This window comes from Pseudomonas sp. FW306-02-D09B (genome assembly GCF_058782685.1).
Genome location: NZ_JBYSXY010000001.1, coordinates 419,667 through 433,788, shown reverse-complemented (window position 1 = coordinate 433,788; position 14,122 = coordinate 419,667). Strand labels below are relative to the sequence as shown.

The window sequence follows — 14,122 nt, the reverse complement described above, 5'->3', positions numbered from 1 at the left end:
TCAGTTGACGTGATCGCCGGACGCGAACGTCTCGGAGATGGCGGACAGGGGGCGGCGTGGCGTGCGCTCCTGGTCCAGACCGCCTTGAGGCGGATGCTCGTGATGTGGCTGCGGGCCTTTGCGTACCAGCTTCATCATGTAGCCGATGCCCACCGCGAACACCGAGAAGTAGATCAACACAAACAACGCCAGCGAAACGCTGAGCTGCGTGACCGTGTGGTTGGAAGCCGCATCGGCGGTTCGCAGAAGCCCGTAGACGACCCACGGCTGCCGACCGACTTCGGTAGTGATCCAGCCCGCCAACATCGCGATAAGACCGGTCGGCCCCATGAACAACACCAGGCGCAGGAACAGGCGGTTGCGGTACAGCGCTTCATTACGACGTAAAACAAGACCCAGCAAACCGGTGAGGATCATCAACATTCCAAGCCCGGCCATAATCCGAAAGCTGAAGAAGATGATGGTCGCGTTAGGACGGTCCTCTTTTGGGAAACTCTTGAGCGCGGGGATCTGTTTATCCAGGCTGTGAGTCAGGATGAGGCTGCCCAGGTAAGGGATTTCCAGCGCATAACGGGTCTTCTCGGCGTTCATGTCCGGGATACCGAACAACACCAACGGCGTCGGTTCGTTACCGACGTTTTCCCAGTGCCCTTCCATGGCGGCAATTTTCGCCGGTTGATGTTCCAGGGTATTCAGACCATGGGCATCACCGACCACCGCCTGGATCGGCGCCACGATCAACGCCATCCACAACGCCATCGAGAGCATCTTGCGCACTTGCGGCGTGTCATTCTTGCGCAGCAAATGCCAGGCTGCGGAAGAGCCGACAAAGAACGCCGTAGCCACAAACGCAGCGATGGCCATATGCGCCAGTCGGAAAGGGAACGACGGATTGAAGACGATGGCCAGCCAGTCCATCGGCATGATCCGCCCATCCACGATCGAGAACCCCTGTGGCGTCTGCATCCAGCTGTTGGAGGCCAGAATCCAGAAGGTCGAGATCAACGTACCGATGGCGACCATCACCGTGGCAAAGAAGTGCAGCCCTCGCCCTACCCGGTTCCAGCCGAACAACATCACCCCAAGGAAGCCGGCCTCGAGGAAAAACGCCGTCAACACCTCATACGTCAGCAATGGCCCGGTAATACTCCCGGCGAAGTCAGAGAACCGGCTCCAGTTGGTGCCGAACTCGTAGGCCATGACCAACCCGGAGACCACCCCCATACCGAAGTTGACGGCAAAGATTTTTGACCAGAAGTGATACAGGTCCTTGTAAACCGAGTTGTTGCTTTTCAGCCAGAGCCCTTCGAGGACCGCCAGGAAACTGGCAAGCCCGATGGTGATGGCGGGAAATATGATGTGAAACGAGACCGTAAACGCGAATTGAATTCGCGCTAGGTCGAGCGCTCCCGGATTTAACATGACGATACCCTCATAGTGGCCCGATGCACGTGCACACAGAGCCCGGCCGCAATGAGCCTCATGGCTCGCAGCGAACAGATTTCCAATGATCTGGTGAGGCCGGGGTGGTAATCACGCCACCCCGGCCAGACTCAAGCGCCGAAGGACTGGATCAGGTTGCTGGCCTGTGCCTGTTCAAGGCGAATCGCGATGAACTTCGAGGTCGGCGTGAACGTCCGGTCGCCGTAGCTTTCCAGCGGCACCAGCGGGTTGGTTTCCGGGTAATAGGCGGCGGCCTGACCAGGCGGAATGTCGTAGGCGATCAAGGTAAAACCGCTCACTCGACGCTCACGACCATCGCCCCACAGCGAGATCATGTCGACCTTTTGCCCCGGCTCGTAACCCAGCTTGCGAATGTCCTGCTCGTTGACGAACAGCACATCGCGCATGCCGTAGACGCCACGATAACGATCATCCAGCCCGTACAAGGTGGTGTTGTACTGATCGTGGGAGCGCATGGTTTGCAGGATCAGATCCGGCTTCACGTCCAGGTTGCGCACGCCTTCGCTGACCAGATGCTCCGGTAATTCGCTGGGGGCAAACTGCGCTTTGCCAGTAGAAGTATTCCAGATGCGGTTGGCGGCATCGTTACCCAGGTGAAAGCCACCAGGGTGCAGCAGTTTTTTATTGAAATCCTCGAAGCCGGGAATGGTGTCGGCAATCAGGTCACGGATGCGACTGTAATCGGCGACCGTCCAGAGCCAGTCAATCGGGTGCTTACCCAGGGTTGCGTTGGCAATCCCGGCAATGATCGCCGGCTCCGAACGCATCAGTGGTGATTTGGGTTTCAGCTGGCCGTGGGAAATGTGCACCATGCTGAAGGTGTCTTCCACCGTCACGCCTTGCGGACCTTCCTCTTGAATGTCGATATCGGTGCGCCCCAGGCACGGCAAGATCAAGGCCTCACGGCCGGTGACCAGATGGCTGCGATTGAGCTTTGTCGCAATGTGCACCGTGAGGTCACACTTGCGCAGTGCGTCATGAGTGCGCGGGCTGTCGGGAGTTGCCTGAGCAAAGTTGCCGCCCAGGCCGATGAAGACTTTCGAGCGCCCGTCTTCCATCGCCGCAATCGCCATCACCGTGTTATGCCCGTGTCGGCGCGGTGCCTTGAAGGCAAAGCGTGCTTCCAGCGCATCAATAAACTCAGGTGGTGCCAGTTCGTTGATGCCCATGGTGCGGTCGCCCTGCACGTTACTGTGCCCGCGTACCGGCGACAGCCCTGCACCCGGGCGACCGATATTGCCACGCAACAACTGCACGTTGATGATCTCCTGCACGGTCACCACCGAGTGCGTGTGCTGGGTCACCCCCATCGCCCAACACATGATGACCCGCTTGGCTTTGCGGTACATGTGGGCCGCCAGTTCGATGTCCGCCAGCGACAGGCCGGACTGCTCGACGATGTGTTCCCAGGTCGTGGCGTCAACTTCGGCCAGGTAGGTTTCCAGGCCCGAAGTATGCTCGGCGATGAACGCGCGGTCGAACACTGCCTCGCTGTTGTTCGCCAGCGCTTCACGCTCCCACTGCAACAAAAACTTGGCGATGCCGCGCATCGCTGCCATGTCACCGCCCAATGCCGGACGAAAGTACGCAGACGAGGTCGGTTCGGAGCCGTTGGTGAGCATTTCCAGTGGATGCTGCGGGTGCTGGAAGCGTTCCAGCCCACGCTCTTTCAGGGGGTTGAAGCAGACCACCTGCGCGCCCCGCTTCACCGCTTCGCGCAGAGGCTCAAGCATCCGTGGGTGATTGGTGCCAGGGTTCTGGCCGATGACGAAAATCGCGTCGGCTTCCTCCAGGTCATCGAACGTCACCGTGCCTTTGCCCACGCCGACGCTGTCATCCATGCCCAGGCCGCTCGCCTCATGGCACATGTTCGAACAGTCAGGGAAGTTGTTGGTGCCGTAGGCGCGAACGAATAGCTGATAGAGGTAAGCCGCTTCGTTGCTGGCCCGACCGGAGGTGTAGAACTCGGCCTGATCCGGCGACGTCAGCCCTTTCAGGTGTTTGGCGATCAAGGCAAATGCATCGTCCCAGCTGGTTTCGACGTAACGATCAGCAGAGGCGTCATAGCGCATGGGGTGAGTCAGGCGCCCCTGGTATTCAAGCCAATAGTCACTTTGCGCCGCCAGCGACGACACCGTGTATTTGTTGAAAAACGCAGGGTTGACCAGGCGGCCGGTGGCTTCCCAGTTGACCGCCTTGGCGCCGTTCTCGCAGAACTTGACCATGCCATTTTCCGGCGACTCGCCCCAGGCACAGCCCGGGCAGTCGAAGCCGCCGTTCTGGTTGGTCTTGAGCATGGCTCGAATGTTCTTGAACGCGTTTTCACTGCCCAGCCAGTTTTTGGTCACAGCAATCAGCGCGCCCCAGCCAGCGGCCGCCCCCTTATACGGTTTATAACGTTCAACTTCGCTCATGATACTTCTCCAAGACGTGCACGCAGGCGTCAACCTGATGTCAAGTCGTTGTTAATTGCTGTTGTTGTGCGCCTATAAAAATGCGGATTTATTTAGCGGTAGGTTATTCGCAGTTAATCACTTCAAGGGCCCGATTCAGGGGTACGAACCCAGACTATTCCGCGTACTACATGCCTGTCTAATCGTTAATAATGACCAGATCATCGAAATGATCTATCAACAATATAATCACGACAAATCAACGAGTTAAATATTTAAAGTAACATGAACAGGAGCCACTTCTCTCTCGATAGACCCCATTGATCAATCAGTTGTTAATAGTGATTAGACGACGACTTTAAATGACCTTAGTCTTGCCTCAACAAGGCCCTATATAGCAGTGGCTTTCCAAAACCAGCGCCATGCTCGATAGACCTGGAGCGCTGATGGAGGTTGAGATGTCAGATCGAATGTTGATGGATAGTTTTTCCCGGCGGGTCGACTATCTCAGAATGTCTGTGACCGACCGTTGCGATTTCCGCTGTGTCTATTGCATGGCCGAGGACATGGAGTTTTTGCCGCGACAACAAGTATTGACCCTGGAAGAGATCTATCAGTTAGCTGAAAGTTTTGTGGCACTGGGCACCCGAAAAATCCGCCTGACCGGTGGCGAACCGCTGATTCGCCCTGGCGTTGTAGATCTCTGTAAACGGATTGCCGCGCTGCCGGGGCTGCGTGAACTGTGCATGACCACAAACGGTTCACAGTTGGGCAAGCTCGCGGCACCGTTATTCGATGCGGGGCTCAAGCGCCTCAATATCAGCCTCGACAGCCTGGACGCCAAGCGCTTCCGCGAACTGACCCGCACGGGTGATCTGGCTACCGTCATCGGCGGAATTGACGCAGCGAATGCGGCAGGTTTTCAACATACCAAACTCAACTGCGTCGTCATGAAAGGCCGCAATGATCACGAGATAAATGATCTCGTAGGCTTTGCGATTGATCGTGGACTGGATATTTCCTTCATTGAAGAGATGCCGCTGGGCGTTATCAGCGAGCACAGCCGCGCAGGCGCGTTCTTTTCAAGCGCGCAGGTGCGCGAGCGTATTGCCGAACGCTACACCCTTATCGAATCCGCGGAATCGACCCAAGGCCCTTCGCGTTATTGGCGCCTGGTCCAGGCACCGGATATTCGCCTGGGGTTCATCTCGCCCCACAGCCACAACTTTTGCGCTACCTGCAATCGTGTTCGGCTGACCGTCGAGGGCCGGCTCTTGCTGTGTCTGGGCAATGAGCATTCCGTCGACCTGAAGGAAGTACTTCGTCGCTTTCCAGGAGAGCCGGAGCGCCTGGAGAGGGCAATCATCGAGTCGATGAAGATCAAGCCGTACCGACACAACTTTGAACTCAATGATGAGGTGCAAGTTGTCCGTTTCATGAACATGACCGGCGGATAGCCTGCCCCGTTTTCAGATCATTACTCTCTAGAAGGCTGTCCCCCATGATCGTTAGAGCCAAACCTAATCTGATCAATGTCCTGATTTCACTCAAAGGCTCGATTGCCAAGCGTATCGCGCTGCGCAGCCTTCTGGTGACTCTTCTGGCCTCTGCTATTGTCCTGGTCGAGACACTCCATCCCGCGTACTTCTCGAAGGTCAATGCCACCCCCTTCACGCTGCTGGGGTTATCACTTTCAATCTTCATGAATTTTCGCAACAACGCCTGCTACGACCGCTGGTATGAAGCGCGCAAAGCGCTCGGTGCGATGGTGATGGATGTACGCTCGATGATCAGGGAAACCCAGGTCATCAAGGACAAACAGCAACGCAGCAAGGTATTGCTCGACCTCTGCGGGTTTGCCCATGCGCTTAACGCCAAGCTTCGCAAAGAAGACGAACTCAGTGCCGCGAGTACCTGGCTCAGCAGGTTGCCCTCAGCCAACACCCCGAACATCCCTGAACGGATCCTGCGCCACGTCGGCCAACAGTGCTCGACGCTCGCCGAATCCGGTGAGATCAACGAATGGCGTTACACGCTGATGGCCAATCACCTGACCAATCTGACCACCACGCAAACGACCTGTGAGCGAATCAAGAGCACCCCACTCCCGTTCCCTTACACACTCCTGCTGCACAGGACCATTTACATATTTTGCATCTTGCTGCCCTTCGCGATGGCCGAGCCACTGGGTTGGCTAACGCCGGTGTTCACCGCGATTGTGAGTTATACGTTTTTTGGGCTGGATGCCATTGGCGACGAATTGGAAGACCCCTTTGGTCGAGATGAAAACGACCTTCCAACCAATGCCATCGTGCGCACCATCGAGCGTGAAGTGCTTGACGCCTTGGGTGCGACAGAACTCCCTCCGCTGCTTCAGCCAGTGGATTTCGTGCTGGACTGATTCGCACCCACTACCCATCAAGCACCCGCTGGGGTGAAGGATAAACATGAACGACTTCAATCAGCCCGATTCAAGGGTGCTGACTCATCTGGATGCCGAGGGCCGGGCCAACATGGTCGATGTTAGCGAGAAATATCCGACAAACCGTGAAGCTCAAGCGCAGGCCTGGATACGGATGCAACCCGCCACGTTGAAACTTATCCAGCAAAACGGGCACCCCAAAGGCGACGTGTTTGCGGTCGCTCGTATCGCCGGGATCATGGCGGCGAAGAAAACCCATGAACTCATTCCACTGTGTCACCCACTGATGCTCAGCGCCATTCACATCGAACTGCAGGCCGTTGAGCCCGATCGCGTCAGAATTGTGAGCACCTGCCGACTTAACGGCAGAACAGGCGTCGAGCTGGAAGCGCTCACGGCGGCGAGCGTGGCGGCACTGACGATCTACGACATGTGCAAAGCCGTCGACCGAGGGATGATCATCGAGAACATCCAGCTGCTCAGAAAACACGGCGGAAAATCCGGTAACTTTGAAGCGAGTGTCGCTCAATGATTCTTATCAACTACTTTGCGCGTTATCGAGAACAACTCGGCATTGGCGGAGAAAAAATCGCGCTGACCGCGTCATTGCAGAGCATTGACGATGTCAGAAAACTGCTGATCGCCAGAGGCGAGGTGTGGGAGCAAGTCCTCGGTGAAACCAGCCTCATGTGCGCGCTGAACCAGGAGTTATGTACGCTCGACGCCGCCATCGAAGACTTCGATGAGATCGCCTTCTTCCCTCAAGTGACGGGGGGTTGAGCGATGACTGTTCAGGTCCAGACCGAGATATTCAACCTGAATGAACTGAACAGCCGTTTGCACGCCGAAGACCCTGGCGTTGGTGCCGTGGCCACCTTCGTCGGCTATGTCCGGGATATCAATCAGGGGGAGAAGGTCAGCAGCCTGTTTCTCGAACATTATCCAGGAATGACCGAGCAATCATTGCAACGCATCGTCGACCAGGCCAATGACAGGTGGCCTCTTCAGCGAGTGAACATCGTTCACCGCGTGGGTCTTTTGAACGTCGGTGATCCCATCGTGTTTGTCGGCGTTGCCAGCGAGCATCGACAGGCGGCCTTTGATGCCTGCGCTTTTTTAATGGACTACCTGAAAACACGAGCGCCCTTCTGGAAGCGTGAAGAAACCGGCTCCGGTGACCGTTGGGTATGCGGCAGAGAGAGTGATCAGCTGGCAGCCCGTCGCTGGGAAGGTGGCGATGGGCGCTAGCGGCAGGAGCCCCCTCAAATAATTGAGGGGGGTGGATAGATCGATTAGAACAAGTCGCAGAACGGAATAAACCGCGCCGTGTCACCGGCCTGCAGCGTGCAACCCTCTGGAATCTCGACCAGTCCATCAGCCCAGGATGCGCCGAGCAACACGCCTGAACTCTGATTCGGATAGAGGATGGCGCGCCCCGCCTCCAGCCTGGCTCTGAGGTATTCCCTGCGGCCTCCGGCTTTTGGCCAATCAAAACCGACGCTCATCGGGAAGCTCAAGGGCGTGACGTCTTCGACGCCCTGGATACGCAACAGATAGGCGCGGGCCAACAGTCCAAATGTCACCAGCGCCGATGTCGGGTTTCCTGGCAGGCCAATGACCGGCACAGTGCCAAAGTGTCCTACTGTCAGTGGTTTCCCCGGCTTGATCGACAGCTTCCAGAACAGTGGTTTACCGCATTCACGCAGCACCTGCCCGAGACAATCGGCGTCACCTGCGGAGACGCCACCAGTGGTGAGAATCACGTCCGCTGCGTGTTGCAACTGTTCGAGTTTAAGCCGCGTCTGCTGTGGCCTATCGGGGAGAATGCCGGCATCGATGACCTCACAACCCAGTGCACTTAACCAGTGGCTCAACAAGGTGCGATTGCTGTTGTAAATACAGCCAGGCTTCAAAGGCGTGCCCGGTTCGGCCAGTTCATCGCCTGTGGAGAGCAGTGCAACCCGTGGGCGCCGTACGACATGCACATGCGTACATCCCTGTGCCGCGGCGATAGCCAACTCGAAAGGCCCCAGTCGTTTGCCCGCACGAAGCAAAACCTGCCCGACACGGTTCTCCTGGCCCTGCGGTCGAATATTCTGGCCTGCTGTCAGCGACTGTTTGAAACGCACCCGTCCATCCTCCAAAAGCTCGACGTTCTCCTGCATCTCGACACTGTTGGCACCCTCCGGTACCGGCGCTCCGGTAAAGATTCGGGCACAGGTTCCCGGTAGCAACGCTTCGGGGGCCTGACCGGCAAGAATTCGTTGTGACACGGCTAACGGCTGCCCGCTCCAGTCGTCGACATTCAAGGCATAACCATCCATGGCACTGTTCGGCCAAGGCGGAAGATCGAGAGTTGCCACCAGGTCACTGGCCAACACCCGTTGCCGTGCATCACTCAGCGGTACCGACTCGCTATCATGAAGACGTTGCGCTTCGGCCATCACCAGCAATCTGTCGATGGCCTCCTCCACAGGCATCAGTTGTGACGGGCTCATCCCCGTGTCCCGCAGGCTTGTACAGGCTTGAGGTGCGGCACGAAATTGCACGGCCTGTGACGTGCATCCAGCTGCTCGGCAAGAATGCCTTCCCACGCAGTTCGACAGGCGCCGGTCGAACCTGGCAGGCAGCACACCAGAGTGCCGTTGGCCAGCCCGGCCAAGGCCCGGCTCTGAACCGTGGAGGTGCCGATATCGAGGATGGAAATCGCCCGAAACAGCTCACCAAAGCCATCAATCTGTTTATCCAGCAAACAGGCCACCGCCTCAGGTGTGCTGTCGCGACCGGTAAACCCGGTCCCCCCGGTAATCAGCACGACCTGAATATGTTCATCGGCAATCCAGGTGGCTACCTGCGCGCGGATTTTATACAGGTCATCCTTGAGCAAGTTACGCTCACTCAGGGTGTGTCCCGCTTCCAGTAATCTACTGACCAGCAATTGCCCAGAAGTATCATTGGCATATTCACGGGTATCACTGACGGTCAGCACAGCCATATTCAACGGTACAAATAACGCATCCGACTTAACGCTCATGTCATTCTCCGGCAGGCAATAATGAAAGCAATTGCCAGAGGCTAATTCGCTAAAACAGTCACTGTCTAATCACTCTGGCCAACCGGTTTATCGAGCGCCTCTATCGATAGCTTTCTCACCCGCAACGATTAGTAGTTTTAACTAAATTCGCTCGTGATAGAGCTAACCAATCGGTCGGTCAATACGTGTGATTGGACTGACAAGCAGGACAGTGAGATCGTTTGCTGACCCAACTATCGGTGTTTTTAATCAGGATACTTACCTGCTTTACTGACATCACATTCATCCCTCGACAGGTGCCATTGTGGACATCAAGCAACTCAAATTCCTGATCGCCCTGGAACAGACTCGACACTTCGGGCAGGCCGCTGCGCGCTGCCACATTACTCAGCCGACGCTGTCCATGCGCTTGCGCAATCTTGAGGATGAACTGGGCCTGGAACTGGTCACTCGGGGCCAGCGCTTTGAAGGTTTCACCCAGGCCGGTGAGCGTGTGCTTGCATGGGCGCGAACACTGCTCGCCGCGCATGACGGGCTGTTCGCCGAAGCCGCCGCGTGTCGCGGTCAGTTAGTCGGCAATTTGCGCCTGGGCCTGGTGCCTCTCAGCGGCTTTAATCCGATCAGCTATGTTCAGGAGCTTTCCCGTACATTCCCGGAACTCAAGTTCAGTCTGTCATCGATGAGCTCGGACCAGATCATCGAAGGGATCGGTAACAACCAACTGGATCTGGGCATCTGTTATCTCGATCACGTGAATCCCAACTATCTGGATTTTTTCGAAATCGGAGAAACCCGCGTCGGCTTGCTGTACGACACGCGCCACTTCAATTTCGAAGGAACGGAAATGAGCTGGGAAGACGCTGCCGATCTGCCATTGGGGATGATCAGCAATGGCATGCATTATCGAAAATCCATTGATCTGAGTTTTCGCAGCCGTGGGCTGGCCCCACAGCCAATACTCGAAACCGATTCGACGTATCAGTTGTTCCAGGCGATTCACGACGGCTTTTGCTGCTCGATCATGCCGCTGGGCAGTGGCCTGGAAAACCCGATTGAGAACCTGGCCTTTATCAACCTTCCCGATGCAAGTGTTCTCGCGCCCCTGGGTCTGGTGATGCGCAAAACCGAACCTCGCTCGGCCATCGCCGAGAAATGTTTTGCTGAAGCCCTGAAGCTGTTTGCTGCAAAGATCTGATTCGAGGGGTTGGTACGCAGGTCAGCTTGTCAGCGCCCACTGCATTGACCGTGCAGTGGGCGGTCAAGCACCAGCACTTCATTCGCCAACGCGATGCCTTGCCCGCTTTCAACCACCGACAATGCGTGGTCGTTGGATTGCCCATGCCTACGAACAGGCGAGCCGCTGGTTCGAACGCTACCCTTCGCCGCTATTAAAATAAGCAAATCCTTCCAACTATAGGACCAGCCTATAAAAACTATAAGTCATCGATCTTGGACGCTATAGCTGTGCGCGTTCATTCTTTCAGCCAACCACAACGGCAAGGTACTTCACCATGAAAGAGTTGATCGATGGCTTCCTCAAGTTTCAGCGTGAAGCGTTTCCACAGCGCTCCAGCCTGTTCAAGCACCTGGCCTCTACCCAGTCGCCTAAAACACTGTTCATTGCCTGCTCCGACAGTCGTGTCGTGCCGGAGTTGCTGACTCAGCAAGAACCCGGCGAACTGTTCGTGATTCGCAATGCCGGCAACATCGTGCCGTCCTACGGGCCCGAGCCTGGCGGTGTCTCCGCCGCGGTCGAGTACGCCGTTGCCGTACTGGGCGTCACCGATGTAGTGATCTGCGGGCACTCCGATTGCGGTGCGATGACCGCCATTGCCCAGTGCAAATGCCTGGACCACTTGCCCGCCGTCGCCAATTGGTTGCGCTATTCCGAAGGCGCCAAGGTGATCAATGCCGGCCGTCCTCACAGCAGTGACGAAGCGCGCCTGACATCACTGGTCAAAGAGAACGTCATTGCTCAACTGGCCAATCTGCAGACTCATCCCAGTGTTCGCCTGGCCCAGGAGCAAGGCGCGTTGAATCTGCACGGCTGGGTCTACGACATCGAAAGTGGCGGCATCGACGCGCTCGACGGTGTCTCCCGGCAATTTGTATCGATTGCCGATTTTCCTGACACCTGCGCCATGCCTGCCCGGGCTGCCGCCAACGTCGCTTGAACCACACACCCCATCAATCCGCAGGAGAAGCACCATGCAACAGTCCCATGCTTATCAAGACCCAACGCTGGCCCTGACCGGCAAAATCCTCGAAGCCAAGGCCCGCAAGGACCTGTCCTGGGAAAACCTGACCGAAGGCACCGGCCTGAGCCTGCTCTACGTCACGGCGGCCCTGCTCGGCCAACACCCACTGCCGGAAGCGGCTGCCAAAGTGGTGGTCCAGCACCTGGGCCTGGACAACGACGCCGTCGCCCAATTGCAGACCATCCCGCTTCGCGGCTCGCTTGCCAGCGGCGTGCCGACCGACCCGACCATCTATCGCTTCTACGAGATGATCCAGGTCTACGGTACCGCCCTGAAGTCGATTGTTCACGAGCAGTTCGGTGACGGCATTATCAGCGCCATCAACTTCAAGATGGACATCAAGAAGGTCGAAGATCCCGAAGGTGGCTCCCGTGCGGTGATCACCCTGGACGGAAAATTCCTGCCTTACAAACCGTTTTAAGCTGACGAACGTGGGCCGGCATTAATCTGCCGGCCCACTCGAAATGCATTTCTGGCACCTCCAGACATCCACGTTATAGTTGAAAGGACCCAAACCACGTGGAGGGGCTATGCGCCAGATTGTCAGCAAGGAACCCTGGTGGGCTGAACCGCCGAAGCCTGGGCAAGATGAGTCCGAACTGGAGTGGGGTTGGCTGGTCACCTACAACGAGGGCGAGCCGCGTTTCGAGTTCGTGAAAGAGCGGCCAACGGAGAACGAAATCCGTAATCGCAAGAGTTGCCGTATCACCCTTCCGGAATAACCGGCGCGCCATCCGGGGCGGGCCTGCATCCTTTTCAGACCCGCCTGACACCCGGATGACACGACATTCCTCAGACGTTTACGATCATCTCGAAACCGCCGAAGATCAACCGTTGCCCATCGAAAGGCATTGAGTTGTCCAGGGATTGAAGCCTGGGATCTTCCATGAATTTCTGCATGCCGGTGTCGCGCGTTTGGCGGTCCGGCCAGATGATCCACGAAAACACCACGGTCTCGTCTTCCTTGAGTTTTACCGCCATCGGGAACGAGGTCAGTTTGCCTTGAGGCACATCGTCGCCCCAGCATTCGGTCACGCTCAGTGCGCCGTTTTCCTTGAAAATACCTGCCATGAACTCGGCGTGCTGCTTGAATTTATCGCGGTTGGCGGTGGGTACGGCGGCAACAAAGCCATCGACATAGGACATGATCACTCTCCTCTTTGAAATGCGTCATCGATTTACCGGTTAGTCGATCTGCAAGCGTGCAAATCGACCGGCCTGTCAGGCGAACCGACCAACGGACATTTCCGCGCTGGCTAGAGCAGGAGTTGCTTCTGACGCTCTGCCAGGTCCACGGCGAAATGACAGCCGTGGGGTTCGCGGGTGGTGAGTTCCACTCGCCAGTTCTGGTTGGTGCAGATCCGCTGAACCAGCGACAGCCCCAATCCCAGCCCTTCGCCCCGGTGTTCGTCGCCCCTGACAAAGGGCTGGAACATCGCATGGCGTTTTTCTTCCGGAATGCCGATACCGCTGTCTTCCACGCTGAAGCCATGATCTCGCAGGGTCAGGCGAATGAAGCCATGATCAGTATAGTGCCAGGCGTTGCGCAGCAAGTTGCCCATCACCGATTGCAGGAACGTCAGGTTGTAGTAGCTGTTTGAGGTCTGCTCGTCGAGGTAGATGAACTCCAGGCCTTTTTCCCGGATCAGCCTGCCCCAAATCTCCGCCAACGCATCGGCGACCTCTTTCAAGGAGGCGTTGCCACCGTTAGCGGAGTCGTTGTCCCGGTCACGCGCCAGCATCAGGAACGTGTCGACCAGCTGTCGCATTTCATCGCTGGCCCTGGCAATACGGCTGACTTGGGCCATCGAGCGCTGATCCAAGGCACGATTGCTCAACAACAGCTCACATGAACTGGCGAGCACCATTAACGGCGTTCGCAATTCGTGGCTGACATCGCTGGTGAAGAGTTTTTCCCGGCCCAGCGCCTCGCGCAGTCGGCCCAGGGTTTGATCAAAGGACATCGCCAGCTCGCCGACCTCGTCGACGGCATACTCCGGCGCCAGCGGTGGCGCGAGTTCCAGTAGCTGATCGCGGTGACGCACCTGACGCGCCAAACGGACCACCGGGGCCATGACGCGTCGCGCCAGCAGCCAGCCCAACAGAATCGCCAGCAGGATGCTCAACACGAACCCGACAATCACCACCGCGTACAGCACGCGTTCGCGTTGTTCATGGCTTCGCTGATCTTTCAGCAGGACGTATTGGCGACCTTCAACCACCTTCACCATGGCGTAGTAGTCCTCACCGCCAAAGACGATTTCCTGAAACCCCGGCTGCAGCGCCTTGAGCTGTTCGTCCGGGGTCATTTCACCCAGTCCGCCCTCAAAGAAAAACAGCTCGTCTTTTTCCGGTCGATGGGTCCAGTCATCGGTGTTGTCCATCAGCAGCAGGCGTTGCAGTCCACCGCTCAGGCTGGTGGTGGTGAGCTTTCTTTCAACGATATGCACGGTCGCGACAATGCCAACCGCAAAGACCCCTGCGACAAACGCAGTCATCAGTGCGAAAACAATCACAATCCTCTTTGTCAGGCTTTGTTTGGAATCCATGT

General features: G+C 57.0%; 15 protein-coding genes. 9 read left to right on the top strand and 6 right to left on the bottom strand.

What is annotated here, in order from left to right:
* Together AC3WK5_RS02125 and AC3WK5_RS02120 are read right to left on the bottom strand one after the other, a co-directional pair.
* Positions 1 to 1,422 carry a cytochrome ubiquinol oxidase subunit I gene (locus AC3WK5_RS02125; protein ID WP_103318517.1) on the bottom strand — a complete coding sequence of 474 codons (1,422 nt, stop codon included), beginning with the start codon at positions 1,420 to 1,422 and terminating at the stop codon, positions 1 to 3.
* A gap of 131 nt (positions 1,423 to 1,553) precedes the next feature.
* Positions 1,554 to 3,878: an FdhF/YdeP family oxidoreductase gene (locus tag AC3WK5_RS02120; protein WP_103318519.1), complete on the bottom strand. Its 2,325-nt coding sequence runs from the start codon at positions 3,876 to 3,878 to the stop codon at positions 1,554 to 1,556.
* A gap of 437 nt (positions 3,879 to 4,315) precedes the next feature.
* Between AC3WK5_RS02120 and moaA the strand changes: the two genes are divergently transcribed.
* The 5 genes from moaA to moaE are packed head-to-tail and all read left to right on the top strand — an operon-like array spanning position 4,316 to position 7,527.
* The gene (moaA, locus tag AC3WK5_RS02115; protein WP_103318563.1) at positions 4,316 to 5,314 is read left to right on the top strand and encodes a GTP 3',8-cyclase MoaA; all 999 of its coding nucleotides are present in this window, start codon (positions 4,316 to 4,318) and stop codon (positions 5,312 to 5,314) included.
* Positions 5,315 to 5,358: 44 nt separating this feature from the next.
* The gene (locus AC3WK5_RS02110) at positions 5,359 to 6,258 is read left to right on the top strand and encodes a bestrophin family protein (protein ID WP_054597435.1); all 900 of its coding nucleotides are present in this window, start codon (positions 5,359 to 5,361) and stop codon (positions 6,256 to 6,258) included.
* A gap of 46 nt (positions 6,259 to 6,304) precedes the next feature.
* On the top strand, positions 6,305 to 6,811 hold the full coding sequence (gene moaC / locus AC3WK5_RS02105) for a cyclic pyranopterin monophosphate synthase MoaC (protein ID WP_103318521.1): 507 nt from the start codon (positions 6,305 to 6,307) through the stop codon (positions 6,809 to 6,811).
* Positions 6,808 to 7,059: a MoaD/ThiS family protein gene (locus AC3WK5_RS02100; RefSeq protein WP_054597437.1), complete on the top strand. Its 252-nt coding sequence runs from the start codon at positions 6,808 to 6,810 to the stop codon at positions 7,057 to 7,059. The genes moaC and AC3WK5_RS02100 overlap by 4 nt, the downstream gene beginning before the upstream one ends.
* 3 nt (positions 7,060 to 7,062) lie before the next feature.
* Complete coding sequence (gene moaE, locus AC3WK5_RS02095; RefSeq protein WP_103318522.1) at positions 7,063 to 7,527, top strand: molybdopterin synthase catalytic subunit MoaE; 465 nt, start codon at positions 7,063 to 7,065, stop codon at positions 7,525 to 7,527.
* Positions 7,528 to 7,571: 44 nt separating this feature from the next.
* Here the strand turns inward: moaE and AC3WK5_RS02090 are convergent, their stop codons facing one another.
* A complete protein-coding gene (locus tag AC3WK5_RS02090; protein ID WP_103318524.1) occupies positions 7,572 to 8,777 on the bottom strand; it encodes a molybdopterin molybdotransferase MoeA in 1,206 nt (401 codons plus the stop codon).
* Complete coding sequence (gene moaB / locus AC3WK5_RS02085) at positions 8,774 to 9,313, bottom strand: molybdenum cofactor biosynthesis protein B (RefSeq protein WP_054597440.1); 540 nt, start codon at positions 9,311 to 9,313, stop codon at positions 8,774 to 8,776. The genes AC3WK5_RS02090 and moaB overlap by 4 nt, the downstream gene beginning before the upstream one ends.
* A 304-nt stretch (positions 9,314 to 9,617) precedes the next feature.
* On the opposite strand from moaB, the gene AC3WK5_RS02080 reads away from it, so the two are divergent.
* The 4 genes from AC3WK5_RS02080 (at position 9,618) to AC3WK5_RS02065 (ending at position 12,293) form a co-directional block, all read left to right on the top strand.
* Entirely contained in the window at positions 9,618 to 10,508 is an 891-nt protein-coding gene (locus AC3WK5_RS02080; protein WP_103318526.1) for a LysR family transcriptional regulator, read from the top strand.
* A gap of 316 nt (positions 10,509 to 10,824) precedes the next feature.
* Positions 10,825 to 11,487: a carbonic anhydrase gene (locus AC3WK5_RS02075; RefSeq protein WP_103318528.1), complete on the top strand. Its 663-nt coding sequence runs from the start codon at positions 10,825 to 10,827 to the stop codon at positions 11,485 to 11,487.
* Positions 11,488 to 11,521: 34 nt separating this feature from the next.
* The gene (gene cynS / locus AC3WK5_RS02070) at positions 11,522 to 11,992 is read left to right on the top strand and encodes a cyanase (protein WP_054597449.1); all 471 of its coding nucleotides are present in this window, start codon (positions 11,522 to 11,524) and stop codon (positions 11,990 to 11,992) included.
* A 109-nt stretch (positions 11,993 to 12,101) separates the two neighbouring features.
* A complete protein-coding gene (locus tag AC3WK5_RS02065) occupies positions 12,102 to 12,293 on the top strand; it encodes a hypothetical protein (RefSeq protein ID WP_054597450.1) in 192 nt (63 codons plus the stop codon).
* A gap of 70 nt (positions 12,294 to 12,363) precedes the next feature.
* Here AC3WK5_RS02065 and AC3WK5_RS02060 read toward each other — a convergent pair whose 3' ends face one another.
* Both AC3WK5_RS02060 and AC3WK5_RS02055 read right to left on the bottom strand, forming a co-directional pair.
* Positions 12,364 to 12,717: a DUF1428 domain-containing protein gene (locus AC3WK5_RS02060; RefSeq protein ID WP_019690486.1), complete on the bottom strand. Its 354-nt coding sequence runs from the start codon at positions 12,715 to 12,717 to the stop codon at positions 12,364 to 12,366.
* Positions 12,718 to 12,827: 110 nt separating this feature from the next.
* Positions 12,828 to 14,120, bottom strand: a complete 1,293-nt coding sequence (locus AC3WK5_RS02055; protein WP_103318565.1) for a sensor histidine kinase — start codon at positions 14,118 to 14,120, stop codon at positions 12,828 to 12,830.
* Positions 14,121 to 14,122 lie beyond the last annotated feature (2 nt).